Below are 13,832 nucleotides of genomic sequence, written 5' to 3'. Positions count from 1 at the left end.
CAAACATATTCCTCTCACCTCAAATTGATGCAACGTTTATACTTTCTTAGGATCCTTTAAGGCGATAATAAGCTTCACTCTTTATGGTAACTTTCATACTATCATAAACCCTCGAAAGGATGATTATTATGTTGAAAACGTTAAAAGAAAATGCACCCGGATTTTTAAAGGATACTTTTTACGACTTAACGATCTTAATTCTTTCACACTTATTTTATCAAATAATCGCTCAACTGCTGAATTGATTTAGCACTTGGCGGAAATGTATGGGAATCGAAGCTAGCTAAAAGGTCCCACATACTAGTTTTGAAAGGTAGAATAAACAGTTTCTTATTTCAAGCTTATTTTCGTTTCGCATACAATCCCATTAATGTCCTAAAGCGCAAAGTGGAACGCGCAAAAAGAAGCATTCGTTAAGAATACTTCTTCTTCCTATCTATTGAATTGGCGGGTAAAGAGCAGCTGTTGTTTTATTACCGTTCTTCGAATAAAGGCTAGTTGATTGATTGCCTTTTTGATTTTCAATCGCAGTATTTTTCTTATCTAAGTCATGATAATCGTATTTTTTCGGATCGACCGGAGTGAAGCCCTCTGGAGTGTAGAAACGCAACAGATTTTCTTGGTTCAATTTGTCAGATAAACTCAACGCCTGTTTGACGTGCTTTTGCTCTTTGTCGATCTCTGGTGTAATATTCAAGGCTGTTGGATCAACCTTCTCACCTGTCTTATTATCATACGTTTCACCGCCTAATTCCGTATAATTTGGTGTAACAAAATCCCCATTCCGGAAAGCGACGGTTTGATCATGCTGCGGTGAAAATAGATCTGTACCGAATTGAATATATTTTTTATTATCGATCCCCATCAAATGCAGCAAGGTAGGCAGAACGTCAATCTCTCCACCATATTGATGCTGGATGCCGCCATTTGTATATCCTGGGATATGAAACATCAAAGGTACCCGTTGCATTTGCGCATCGTCAAATTTGCTCCATGTCGTTGGATCTTTTCCTAGTGCCTTGGCCAAGTCTTTATTATTACTATCAGAAATTCCGAAGTGGTCGCCGTAAATCATAAAGATCGAATTTTGATAAACACCTGAAGTCTTCAGATAATCAAAGAATTGCCGCAATGATTCATCCAAATAATGAGCCGTTCGTACATAATCATCGACAGTGCTATTTCCTGTTTTTAACGCAGGGAAATTAAAGTTCTTATCATCCGTCAAATACGGTGTATGGTTCGTTACCGTCAAGAATTTTGAATAGAAGGGTTGCTGCAAATGCTCTAAATGACCAACCGTTTCCTTCAACATATCCTTATCCAAGATCCCATACCCTAGATTTTCATCCGATTGATTGAAATAGGAGCGATCAAAGAAATTTTGATAGCCGAGATTTTTGTACACATGGTCGCGATTCCAGAAGCTGCCGACATTCCCATGGAACACAGCGCTTGTGTAGCCCGCCTCTTGATTCAAAATCGCTGGCGCAGCTTGGAAAGTATTATCTGAACCTAGTTGTGTAAACAATGAGCCCTGAGATAAGCCAAAGGTTCCCGTTTCTAACATATTCTCCGCATCACTGGTTTTCCCCTGACCAACTTCATGGAAGAAATTATCAAATGCCAAGGTTTGTTTGTTGTCATTTTCCAAACTATTCAAGAAGGGTGTGACCTCTTGTCCATCAACTTTCATATTGATCAAAAATTGCTGGAAGCTTTCCAAATGGATTACGATGATATTTTTGCCTTTTGCGATACCATATTTACTTGGATCAGGCGCTGCATAATGGCTCTTTGTATATTTCAAAATATCTGTTAATCCATTACTAGACGCGTGAGCTCGCACACTATTTGTCTGCTCCGTTTTGATGCCATCGTAAATAGTAAAGGCATCTAATCCTAAATATTTTACGATATAGGATCGATCAAATGTCCGCTGCAATAATTGTGGGCGATTAGCCTCACTCAAAGATAAATTGACTGAAAAAGTCAACGCGGCCAAACAGCTGATTGACACAGCAAAGGTCTTTTTGACTGGTTTGCTGACGATTTCCTTGCGTTTGGCAAAAATATAGATCAGTATCCCTAAAAAGACGATCAAGTCCACCCAGTAGAAAATATCGTGAGCTTTCATCAGGGCAAAAGAACTGCCCGAGATCCCTTGCGAAACCTTAGAGAACCCTAAAATTGATTTGATCGTTACAAAATCAGTGAACTCGCGATAAAAAATCACGTTTAAATATAGGATCAATGTATTCAGCAGATCCATTAAAAACAACACGATTAACGCCGGCTTAAATTTCTTGACGTAGAGGAAAACGCCAAAAAGCAGCAACGTCGTGGCAATCGGATTGATCCACAAAATGAAGGATTGAATAGACCCTTCCACACCTAATGAAAAATCAACATAATAGGCTAAGATCGTCTTTGCCCAAAACAGTATGCTGGCTGTCAATAAGATCAGCCAACGATTGGTAAACGCCTTTTTTACCCGGTTCATCCGGAACACTTCTTTCTCTATTAAATTGTCCGTTACCACTATAGAGCAGATTTAAAAAATATGCATTTTTATTTACGAATGACTAGTCAATTTTATATTTTTTAAATAAAACACGCTATTTCATTCAAAATTTAAGGAATGAACCCCTATTTATTTAGCTTTTTCAGATCAAATGAAAATTTCCTAAGACATAAAAAATTCACAATCTTAATAATTATCCATAAAATAACAATAATCTTCCGGCATAGCCGGAAGATTATTTAAGCCTCGCGTTTCATCACAATCCCCGTATAGATCCATATTGTCAATAAATAATAGACAAAGTATAGAACAAAGAAAATTAGAAACGGCAGCCAAATATTACTATAGGGTTCACTCAATAGAGTCTTAAACATCTGCAATCCAAACAATACATGCGTTACTCCAAGTAGACCAGGCACTAAGAACAAAATGCCGATTTCTTTACGGATAGATTGCTTCAACAAATTCCGACGTGTCCCAATTTTTTCCAACATGCTGTAACGTTGAATATCGCTTTTCGCGCCAGATAAAATCTTGAACATCAGACAACTTGCCAACATCGTTAGAAAGGCGATTCCTAAGAAGAAGCCCATAAATTCAAAACCAGAGAACAAAGCATTGTACAGCTCATAAACCAAAACCTTTTGGTTCATACTGCTCATATTCTTATCCAACGTAGGATTTTTACGGAAATTCTCATTAGCTAAATTTTTCAAAGCTTCTTTGTCTTTCGTAAAATCCGCTACCGTTATCACCCGTAATTCAGTTGCACTGCTGGGTAAAGCCGCAAACGCTTCACTCGTTAAAAATTGGTGCTTCTTCGCACTTTGTTCCGGTAATTCTAATGAACGTAACTGGTCGGACGCAGTTACATCATTGGCCAATTGTTCACCCGTGTATGCCACTTTTTTCGCCTGACGGCTCATGGTCAATTCCTTCGTCCTTAAAGGGGTTTGATCAAATTGTGCACGATCGTAATAAACAGTATCATTGTCCTCTTTTTGCTGATAAATTGCATCCGAAGTCGCGTTGATCTGTTTAAGATCGGAAGCACTGAAATTTTGTCCATTATTTAGAACCAAATCATAAGCCGAAGTCGCTTCAGTCATTTTCATAATTTCATTGTGGAACCCTAATCCCACAGTAATCGCCCCTAACGCTAATGCGAAGAGCATCGCCACCATCGATAAAATTCTCGTATAATCTTGAATACGGAAGCTTAATTGCGACAAAGTAAAATTGTTCAAATTCTTCAACGCGATACTGTCGCGGCGTTTTAGAATATCCAACACGAAAATCAAGATCGAATGGAAAACAAAGTACGTCCCCAAAATAATCGTGACCAACGCTACGACTAAAGCCAAGAATGCCAATTTTGTCACTTGAGTCATCATGAAATACCCAATGCCTAAAAACAAAATGCCAGCGAGTACTTCTAAGATTAATGTCACAAATTTACGATTAGCCGGCAAGGGCGTTTCGCTCGCCTTCAATAAATTCAAGATTGGTTTTTTCACAATCGTCATGGCATTCACCAAGGCAGCAAGTAAGAATATCACCGCAAAGAAGATGATTGTAAACACAACAGCTGAGGTATTGATCGCTGTAAAATGCGTGATCTTAATGGCCAATTGTTGAACCAATAATTGTTGAACGATACTGCTTAAGCCAATTCCTAATAACGTCCCGACTAATGTAGCGCCAATACCGACAACAAAGGTTTCAATAAAGATCAACTGTGCGATTTTACGTCCTTTTGCCCCCAGCATCATAAACATGGCATAGTCTTTTTGCCGCATCGTCATCAAAAATGAATTAGCATACAAAATATAGACAAAAGTGATGATCGACAGTAGCACTGTTCCTAGATGAAAAATCAGAACAACCGAAGAAATCATCGAATTGTTTTCTAAAAAGGCCTTATTAGTAGCCAAACTTTCAAACATATAAAAGATCCCAGAGGCCATTACAAGCCCTGAAAAGAGCACGATATAATCTCTCAAACGCCCTTTGATCCCAGTAAGTGATAATTTTAAAAGCATCGAATCCCCCCTACTGTTCTAAATTCCCGAGAATACTTAAAATCTGACGATAAAAAGCCTCTCGCGTTTGATTTTCTCTTTTAACTTCTTGATAGATTACGCCGTCTTTGATAAACAGAATCCGTTGACAATAGCTGGCTGAAAAAGGATCATGCGTTACCAAAAGTATCGAAACTTGGTCCTTTTGGTTCAACTCCTCCATCGTGTCTAGTAAATCACGGGCACTGTTCGAATCCAAAGCACCTGTAGGTTCATCCCCTAATAGAATAGTCGGCTGCGTGATCAAGGCCCGGGCTGCGGCCACACGCTGCTTTTGACCGCCAGAGATTTGGGCGGGATAACTATTTAGGATGCTGTCGATCGACAAACGTTTCGCAACCTCAGCCACGCGACGATGAATGTCCTTCCCTTTAACCCCTTGCAGAGACAAAGGCACCGCGATATTTTCCGCAGCGGTCAAATTTTCCAATAAATTGAAATCTTGGAAAATAAATCCAATCTCACGACTGCGAAAATCGGCTAATTTATTTCCAGACAGTTTTGTCACATCGGCTTGATTTATCCGAATTTTTCCATCGGTAGGCTTATCCAAAGTTGCCAGCAAATTCAATAGTGTTGACTTACCTGAACCGGAAGCCCCCATGATTCCGACGAATTCGCCTTTTTCTACTTCAAAAGAAATTCCTTTTAAAGCCTGTGTCTGTTTCTGATTGCCTTTTCCGTAAGTTTTCTTCACTTCATTAACCGTTACAATTTTTTCCATACTTCCACTCCTATCTCGGTTTTAAACAGTCATTTTCTTAACCCGAAAGTAAATTGATACTCGTCCTAGCGATTTTCCAGCTAAACATTTCAAAGCTAGACTAAAATCCTAGTTCTTCTCTATTTCATTTAGTCGTAAAGAAAAGCTAGACCCCTAGCTTTTCCGCTGCTTTTTTCGGTACTTGTTTTTGTTGGACCTCTTCATAAGAGGTTACGCCCTTTTTCTTATTCCAAGTGATCTTAAGAAAAGCTTCGCGTCGCAATGGACGATCTTTTGACGCGTTAAAGTTCAACTCTTTCTCATTCCCGTCTTTGTCATAGCCTGGCAAGGAGTATTTGTAGTCAACATATGAATTGCCGCTGTCATCCTTTTCATCGATTCGTTGTCCATCGGTGGTAATTTGAACGTAGTAATCTTCCCCGCCTTTTACAACTTTATCTGCTATTTGTAAGCCTACAAAGGCGATAACGATCAAACTAACTAAACCAATTAAAATTTTTTTCATCATTGATTGCTCCTTTATCAATTTCTAAAGCAACTATATAGAACTCATTGAAAATCAACCATTGATACATCCTAAAATCACCTAACATTTTTGTCATTTTGAGAAATCTGCACAAAGAAGAGATTGTGACAGAAGTGGTCAGCTTCAAGAAATTTCGGCTTATTTCCAAAGAAGCTACTTCTGACACACCATTTGTTCGGAAAAAAGACCTGTGACAAGACTTTTGTCACAGGTCCTCTTATTAATGTTCTTATCAATTACTAGCTTTATAGATTTTTTCACCTTTGATCACCAATTGACCATGGGTAACTTTCCGCAAAAAGTAACGATCATGAGATACCACCAATAGTGTCTCGGAAAACTCGTCCAAAATGGCTTCCAATTCCTCTTTCCCGTCAATGTCTAAATGATTTGTCGGCTCATCTAAGATCAGAAAATTGATTTTTTGCTGGAATAATCGTAACAAATATACGCGCATCTGCTCCCCGCCGGAAAGATCTTGGATTCGTTTTGATACATCCTCGGCAAAAAAACCGAATCGAGCCAACATTTGCCGCGCCTTTTGCTCTTCTGTCAGAAACTCTCGAACATAATCTAAAATACGCTGCGCCGGTTTTTCAAAATACAGCGTTTGCGGAAGGTAACCAATTCTAACACTAGCACCTAATTTGATATGACCTTCATCTAACGAATCTTCTCCCAGCAGGCAACGAATTAACGTCGTCTTTCCGCTGCCATTAACACCTGTTAAAGCCAGTCGCTCCTGTCGGTAGATAATGAAATCTGAATCGGCAAATAGAATATGGTCTCCGATCAATTTTCCGAGACCTTTTGCAATTAAAACTTCGTTACCCGATCGACTCGTTTGCGTGATCTGCTGCAAGCGTTTCTTGCCTGATTCAGGCGGTTTTATTAACACTTGTGTTAATTTTTCTATGCGGCGTTCAATTTCTTTGGCCTTGCGGAAAAAATCCTCGTTATCCGATTCGTTGCCCCATTGACGATACCGTCGGCTCATTCGCTGGAGCCGCTGGATTTCTTTTTGCTGCAGATCATAATTCTTTTTCAACAAGATTATTCTTTCTCGTTTAAGTTGGGCGAACTTACTGTAATTCCCCGGATAATTGATAGCCTGCTCGCCTTCGATCTCAACGATCCGATTCACAACATTATCTAGAAATTCTCGATCATGAGAGATTACCAGATACGCTTGCTTACTATGCCTTAGATAGTTCTCCAACCAAGTGATCCCCTCAATGTCTAAATGATTCGTAGGCTCATCTAAAAATAGTACCTCCGCAGGTTCCGTGAGGACTCGTGCCAACTCAATTCGAACGCGCTGACCACCGCTTAGCATAGCGAGCGGGGCTTCCAATTTGTCCGCCACCTCTAGGCCCTTAAGCGTCCTGATTATTCGATCCTCCAGGGTATAGCCACCCGCTTCTTCATAACGTTCCTGCAAACGACCGTATTTTTCCAATAACTGCTCAATTTCCGCCTCAGGATCAGCCAACGCTTTTTCGATTTGCTGCAATTTCTGACGCAGCATGCCAATTTCCGCAAAACTATCCAGCAAATAATCTTTAACACTTTCGTCGCTATAGGCCAGTTTTTGTGGTACATAACCGATTCTCAGCCCTTTTCGCCGACTCACACTTCCTTCACTGATTCCTTCTTCTCCAGTTAATATCCGTAATAATGTGCTCTTGCCACAGCCGTTCATACCAACTAAACCGATTTTATCACCAGTATTAAGCGCCAGTGTTAAGCCGCTAAAAACTGGCGTAGTACTAAATTCTTTTGTAATCCTATTTGCTTGAATCAACATTGTCTTCTTCTCCTTAAGCAAGACCATGGAGAAACAAAAAAATCATGTATGGATAATCCAAACATGACCTTGTTATTATTTAAACTTCCAAAAGTTTAGGTTTTTACCGCATGGTCATGCATTTTCTTTAAATTTAAGTGTTTTTGAGCAAACGTCTCCCTTGGACACTGATTTAAAGGTAAGCGTATGACAAAAGCTGATATGGAATCGTAAACTATCTTGATTCATCGTTATTTTTGGCATACAAACCATGTGTAATTCCCCCTCTCAAATAAATAGTACTTAAAGAATAGCACAATCATCAAAAATAGCAACATCGCTCTCTAACCAAAATTGAAGACAAAAAAATAAGCTAGCCTCAACTTTTTTCGTTGATAGCCAGCTCACTTTAAAAATTCCAGACTAAGTACCTTAGCCTTAGAACCTGCTCACGCTCATTTTACTGCGAAACGTTTCATTTGCGGCAACTTGATAAACCAAGCAACTAACAAACATGAGACGATTTTATCCACTACATTGCCCGTTACAGCGCCCCAATACGTCGCACTAATCATTTCCTTGCCAGAAGCTCTAAGCGCCATAATCACGATGTCCGTGCCTGATCCGGTAAATCCGCCAAACAGCGCTAATCGTATCGGTGCACCGATCATTGGGCAAATAAAAGCTAATAATACACCTGCAATCAAAGCTTGTTTATAGCCAAAACCTTTTTTCGCTAGTAATGCGACAACAATCGCTACCGCCACATTCACTAATGCAAACGGAATCGATAATGGTCCGCTGAATAAGCCCATCAATAAGTTCGTAGTCACACCTGTTATAATCCCATACCCCATGCCAAAATTCGCCGCGATATAGATCGTGCCCATCGTATCCAGGAACAACAACGGAATCTTCATCATCGATACCGCCTCACCCAACACAACATTTAAAACGACTGCGATAGCACACATCGCGATTACTCTTGCTTTACTGTTCATTCTTTATCCCTCTTTCTAAAAATCTTTGCAGCTGTTTCTCAAAGTTCCCTTGATCGTCCTCGCTGTACCATGTAGGTACTTCTAAAAAATTGGTTCCGATCTGAGCTTTCTGACACGCCTCAAAAAACTCTTCCATCAGAACACCCCTTTGTCCACTGATCGAGCAATTCGGGCTTTCGTTGATCCCGATGACCCCAAGATACTGATAGCCTTCTGCCTGATAAGCTTGAATCTGCTGAATCATCGGCTGCAGTAGTTCCTGACATTTTTGCCGATAGTTCGGTAAATCACGGTATTCTTCATAACTCATTGGCGGACGATCGCCCCCTAGCACGATAAACTCCGGACACGGCAGCTGAATCAATGCGATCCCGCGGCTCAATAACTCGATCGCAAATGGAAACGCTCCTCGTGCTCGCTCCCAGCCATGGATCACCGCATTCTGATTCAAAACACAATGAGATACGGCAACTATTTGTTTCTGTGGTTGAATGGTCCTACCTCCTTTACTTTATTTAAAAATATCTTGCAGACTTTCCTGAATCAGCGGAAACTCTTCCAATGTGATGGTCCGCAGATCTAGGAAATTGCAGTCATTTTTAATTCGTGTAATGATTGGTGTTGCTGCTAAACGTAATTTCTCTTGTAAGACATCGGCAGTAAAGCGTTCACTGCTTATTACCACCGCGTACGTCGGCAATAAGTGTTCCGGATAAGACCCGCCGCCGATTTTGCTGCTGTCTTTTTCGATCTTCACACTCAACTCGGTAACTGGCTGCAGCATTGCCGCAAGTTCCGCTGCTTTCCCTAAACAATCTTCTTCACTTAATCCAATCATTTGAAGCGTCGGCACTGATTTCAGCGCTTCCTTTTCATCTAGATACAAGGATAAGGTTGCTTCCAGCGCACTCAATGTCATTTTATCAATCCGCAACGCCCGCAATAATTGATTCTTCTTCATCTTATCAATGTATTCTTTTTTACCGACAATGATTCCCGCCTGAGGACCGCCTAATAATTTATCACCGCTGAATGTCACGATGTCGCAGCCTTGGTCCAGTACCTCTTTTACCGTTGGCTCATATGGCAGACCAAACGGCCGCATATCTAATAACAACCCGCTGCCTAAATCATTGATCAGCGGCAAGCCATTGGTATGGGCTAATTCGGCTAAATCATTTAACGCTGGATTTTCTGTAAAACCAACGATTCGATAATTACTAGTATGCACTTTTAAGATTGCGCCAGTTTCTTCAGTCACTGCGTTTTCGTAATCGGCTAAATGCGTTTTGTTAGTCGTTCCAACTTCTACGATATTGCCGCCGCTTGACGTAATCACATCAGGAATTCGGAATGCGCCGCCAATTTCTACAAGCTCACCACGGGAAACCAATACTTCCTTTTCTTTCGTCAACGTACTCAAAACCAAAAGTACTGCCGCCGCATTATTGTTTACGACTAGCACATCCTCTGCACCCGTGAGTTTCTTCACGATCGATACTAAATGGCTGTACCGCGAACCGCGCTTGCCGCTTTCTAGGTCGAACTCCAAATTCGAATAATGAAAACTAGTCGCTAGCAGCTGCTCTTGCGTTTTCTCACTTAATGACGAACGTCCCAAATTAGTGTGAATCACCGTTCCAGTCCCATTGATCACGCGACGCAGTGAAAATTGCTTTTCTTCCAGCTGTTTATGGATCATCGCTACGACTTTTTTTTGATCAATGACCGTTTTTCTTGTTCCTTCGACCACGGACTCCCTGAGGCCTGCTACGATTTGCTGTGTTGCTTCCTTCGCTTTTCCATGGGGATACTTCGGATCAATTTGTTTCAATAAAACATCCACGGAAGGCAAACTTGCTAAAATATTTTGAATCTCTTTTGACATAGGCCACCTGCTTTCTTAGCGTAACGCCAGACTTTGTAATGCTGCCAAGACTGTATCGACTTCAGCCTTAGTGGTAAAACTTGAAAATGACAAACGAACAGTTCCGCGATCCGCTGTCCCTAACGCTTCGTGCATCAAAGGAGCGCAATGATACCCAGGTCGTGTGGCGATCTGATACTCTTCCCACAACAGATCACTGACAACCGCAGATTCGGCGTCTTTGATATTGATCGAAAAAACATCTACACGCGGACCAGTGAAATCACCATAAATCGTTAATCCAGCAATTTTTTGCAGCTCTTGATAAAAATAGACACCCAATTTCTCTGAAAAGTCTTTTCCCATCAACCATTGAATGCTAGCAGTCAATCCAGCAATCCCAGGAATATTCAACGTTCCAGCTTCCAACAAAGTCGGCAATTCCTTCGGTTGAACTTTTGAAAACGACTGCATACCGTCCCCGCCGGTTATTACTGGTTCTATCGGCAAGTCCCTCAGCAGACAAGCACCGCCCGTCCCCTGCGGACCATACAACGATTTGTGCCCGGTAAAACACAATGCCGCGATTTTCCCATCACTTAGATCTATCGGTACGACCCCCGCTGTTTGAGACGCATCAATAATCAAATAGAGCTCGTGCTCTGCGCAAAAGTGCTTGACCCATTCAAGATTCAAGAGATTTCCAGTGACATTACTGGCATGATTGCAGATCACTGCCTTCGTTTCTGGACGAACTTTTTCAATAAACTCCTGATAATTCAAACAGCCGGTTACCGCTTCACTGGAAATTACATCGAAGCTAGCACCTTGCGTTTCTAATTGATACAACGGGCGTAAAACCGAATTATGTTCCCAAGAAGTCGTGAGCACATGATCTCCAGCTTGAATTAGGCCTTTCAATACTTCATTCAGAGATACTGTGGCATTGTTGGTAAAAGCAACCTCATAGCGCCGATCTGCATTAAACAAGTCCTTAACTTGATTGCGGGCCTTTTCCGCTACACGAAAGCCTGCCAATGAATAGCCATGTGCTCCGCGAGAAGGGTTGCCGTATTCTCCAGTCAGAATCTCCGTCATTGCTTCTGCCACAACAGCGGGTTTTTGAGCTGTTGTAGCAGCATTATCTAAGTAAATGCCCATTTACTTTCCCTTCTCTCCCAGTATCCGGTAATTTTCCACTCGTTTAGTAATTTCCTGTTTATCCATATATTCCAAGATTAACATTGAAGACTTACGGCTGGAATCCGTCAAATCACGAAAATCACCTAAGGTCATCTGTTCATGCTCTGTGATATAATTTTGGATTTCTTTTACCGCTTGATCAAATACTTTCCTTAACAATACATACTCATGTGTCAAGAAAACGACTGTTTCACCATCTAACGCCTCTAAAACTTCCTCAGCATTTTTATCCAAGTCAAATAACTCTTCTTTTTTGACGGGGGTATAGCCATTTTTTTCCAAAGCTTTTTCGATTTTTTCTTTCGCAGCTTGCTGGTACTTATTAAAGGTCACTTCGAAATCGACCAGTGCTATTTTGGCATTCGCTTCTTTGATTAAGCTGGCTTTCATTAAGGCCATCAAAGCAGAGATTTCTTTTTCAGCCAAGACACTTCGCATCCGTGAACGGAATTCTTCCAAAGGCATCCCATAGCGCAAGCGATATTCTTTATGATAAGCCGATAGAATTTCTGTTGAACGATCGGTTAATTTTTGATAGCTTGTTTGTGCCAAATAGCCGACTTTCGTTTCTATTACTCGACCTTCTGAAATCATTTCCATTAAGATTGGCTGTAGCTCTTCCTTGCTTACACCTAGATATTCCAGTAATTCTTTTTCCTGAGTAAATGGTTGCTTCTTATTGATCATGAAATCCGCAATCAATTCATCCAGACTGCCCTCTTCTTTGGCTTTTAAGCTCTCCAGAATCTCCACTTTGAAACGGCGATGTTTATGTGGCGCCGCATCTAGGACCTCGCCGCCAGCGATCGTATACATCGGTGAATAGGACCGCAAAATGAAACGGTCGCGTTCTTTAACAGCAACTTGCTCTTCTAAACGCAGCTGCAAGAATCCATCTTCCCCTGGTCCAATCCAATCCACACCCAAAGGAACGGTCCGTGCCATCACTTCCCGTGTACCGATCAATAAACGAACTCGATCCCATAAACCGATACCGCCATCTACTTCAGGCAGACAAGTCACTTTTACATCCAGCATCCACGTATCTTCTAATTTTTCTGAAACAGACAAAACATCGCCGCGTTGAATATCCTCCATTGCGATGTTCGCTAGATTCAACGCTGTTCGTTGTCCCGGCTGCGCACTTTTCACATCCGTTTCATGAACTTGGATATTTCGTACCCGTGTCTTTTTCTGGCTCGGATACAAGTACAGATCATCTCCAGCATTGATTGATCCATCTAATAGCGTTCCCGTAACGACCGTACCGAATCCTTTTACACTAAACGTTCGGTCAACATTCAAACGTGCCGATCCGCTGCCTGAACGCTCCTGTACTTCTTCCGAATGCTCTTGGATTTTTTCCAACAACTCGTTGATTCCCGTGCCAGTTACTGCATCTGTTTCAATCAAATCCGCCTCAGCTAATGGTGTATCCGCTAATTGTTCGCGAATATCTTCAATGACCAGCTCTTTCAAATCTGGGTTAACAGTATCTACCTTCGTTAGCACAATTAAGAAATCACGAATCCCCAAAAGAGTCAAAATATCTATATGTTCCTTTGTTTGCGGCATAATACCTTCTGCCGCATCAATCACCAACAATACTAGATTGATCCCCGGCAAACCAGCGACCATATTTTTGATAAATTTTTCATGTCCAGGCACATCTACGATTCCCACCCGTTTTTTATTGGGCAGATCCAAATAAGCAAAACCCAGATTGATCGACATTCCGCGTTTCTTTTCTTCGCTCGTCGTATCTGTTTCGATTCCAGTCAACGCTTTAATTAATGTCGTTTTTCCATGGTCGATATGTCCCGCTGTTCCAATTACAATATTAGCCATCTGTCTGTCCTTTCTGAACCAACGTATATTCTGTCTTCAATCCCTCTTGAGCTGCATGATAAAAGCCCTCCGAAGCAATCTCCGATTCTGTAAGCAACAAAGTCAAAGTCTCTTCTTCAGACAACGGATATTTCAAAGAAAAGCCGCAACTAGCATGAATCTTTTCCGGTGTGGGAATGATTCGAACGGCAAGTTGGGCTTCCTTCGCGATTTCCTCAGCTTTCATGGCCTCCCGGGTTGAATAAAATAGTGCAACACCGTATGTCTGCATA

11 protein-coding genes are annotated in these 13,832 nt (G+C 41.3%); all 11 read right to left on the bottom strand.

The window, feature by feature from the left end; all coding sequences use genetic code 11:
- Window positions 1–436 precede the first annotated feature (436 nt).
- The 11 genes from IGI38_RS15460 to IGI38_RS15410 all read right to left on the bottom strand — a co-directional run bounded on the left by IGI38_RS15460 (window position 437) and on the right by IGI38_RS15410 (window position 13,831).
- A complete protein-coding gene (locus IGI38_RS15460; protein ID WP_438732239.1) occupies window positions 437–2,503 on the bottom strand; it encodes an LTA synthase family protein in 2,067 nt (688 codons plus the stop codon).
- Window positions 2,504–2,763: 260 nt separating this feature from the next.
- Window positions 2,764–4,566 carry an FtsX-like permease family protein gene (locus tag IGI38_RS15455; protein WP_438732237.1) on the bottom strand — a complete coding sequence of 601 codons (1,803 nt, stop codon included), beginning with the start codon at window positions 4,564–4,566 and terminating at the stop codon, window positions 2,764–2,766.
- A gap of 10 nt (window positions 4,567–4,576) precedes the next feature.
- Complete coding sequence (locus tag IGI38_RS15450) at window positions 4,577–5,329, bottom strand: ABC transporter ATP-binding protein (RefSeq protein WP_438732235.1); 753 nt, start codon at window positions 5,327–5,329, stop codon at window positions 4,577–4,579.
- 145 nt (window positions 5,330–5,474) lie between these two features.
- Window positions 5,475–5,834, bottom strand: a complete 360-nt coding sequence (locus IGI38_RS15445; RefSeq protein WP_438732233.1) for a YxeA family protein — start codon at window positions 5,832–5,834, stop codon at window positions 5,475–5,477.
- Between the two features lie 253 nt (window positions 5,835–6,087).
- A complete protein-coding gene (gene abc-f, locus IGI38_RS15440; RefSeq protein WP_438732231.1) occupies window positions 6,088–7,662 on the bottom strand; it encodes a ribosomal protection-like ABC-F family protein in 1,575 nt (524 codons plus the stop codon).
- 434 nt (window positions 7,663–8,096) lie between these two features.
- The gene (locus IGI38_RS15435) at window positions 8,097–8,642 is read right to left on the bottom strand and encodes a CD3073 family putative ECF transporter S component (protein WP_438732230.1); all 546 of its coding nucleotides are present in this window, start codon (window positions 8,640–8,642) and stop codon (window positions 8,097–8,099) included.
- Window positions 8,632–9,117 carry a CD3072 family TudS-related putative desulfidase gene (locus tag IGI38_RS15430; protein ID WP_438733386.1) on the bottom strand — a complete coding sequence of 162 codons (486 nt, stop codon included), beginning with the start codon at window positions 9,115–9,117 and terminating at the stop codon, window positions 8,632–8,634. Before IGI38_RS15430 ends, IGI38_RS15435 begins: the two co-directional genes overlap by 11 nt.
- A gap of 36 nt (window positions 9,118–9,153) precedes the next feature.
- The gene (gene selA / locus IGI38_RS15425) at window positions 9,154–10,530 is read right to left on the bottom strand and encodes an L-seryl-tRNA(Sec) selenium transferase (RefSeq protein ID WP_438732228.1); all 1,377 of its coding nucleotides are present in this window, start codon (window positions 10,528–10,530) and stop codon (window positions 9,154–9,156) included.
- A gap of 15 nt (window positions 10,531–10,545) precedes the next feature.
- Window positions 10,546–11,670 carry an aminotransferase class V-fold PLP-dependent enzyme gene (locus tag IGI38_RS15420; protein WP_438732226.1) on the bottom strand — a complete coding sequence of 375 codons (1,125 nt, stop codon included), beginning with the start codon at window positions 11,668–11,670 and terminating at the stop codon, window positions 10,546–10,548.
- Entirely contained in the window at window positions 11,671–13,560 is a 1,890-nt protein-coding gene (selB, locus tag IGI38_RS15415) for a selenocysteine-specific translation elongation factor (RefSeq protein ID WP_438732224.1), read from the bottom strand.
- Entirely contained in the window at window positions 13,553–13,831 is a 279-nt protein-coding gene (locus tag IGI38_RS15410; protein WP_438732223.1) for a DUF3343 domain-containing protein, read from the bottom strand. Before IGI38_RS15410 ends, selB begins: the two co-directional genes overlap by 8 nt.
- Window position 13,832: the final 1 nt, after the last annotated feature.

The organism is Enterococcus sp. AZ128 (assembly GCF_051714485.1).
Taxonomy (GTDB): domain Bacteria; phylum Bacillota; class Bacilli; order Lactobacillales; family Enterococcaceae; genus Enterococcus_A.
Note: the sequence above shows the minus strand (reverse complement) of the source record. Positions and strands in the feature narration are given on the sequence as shown.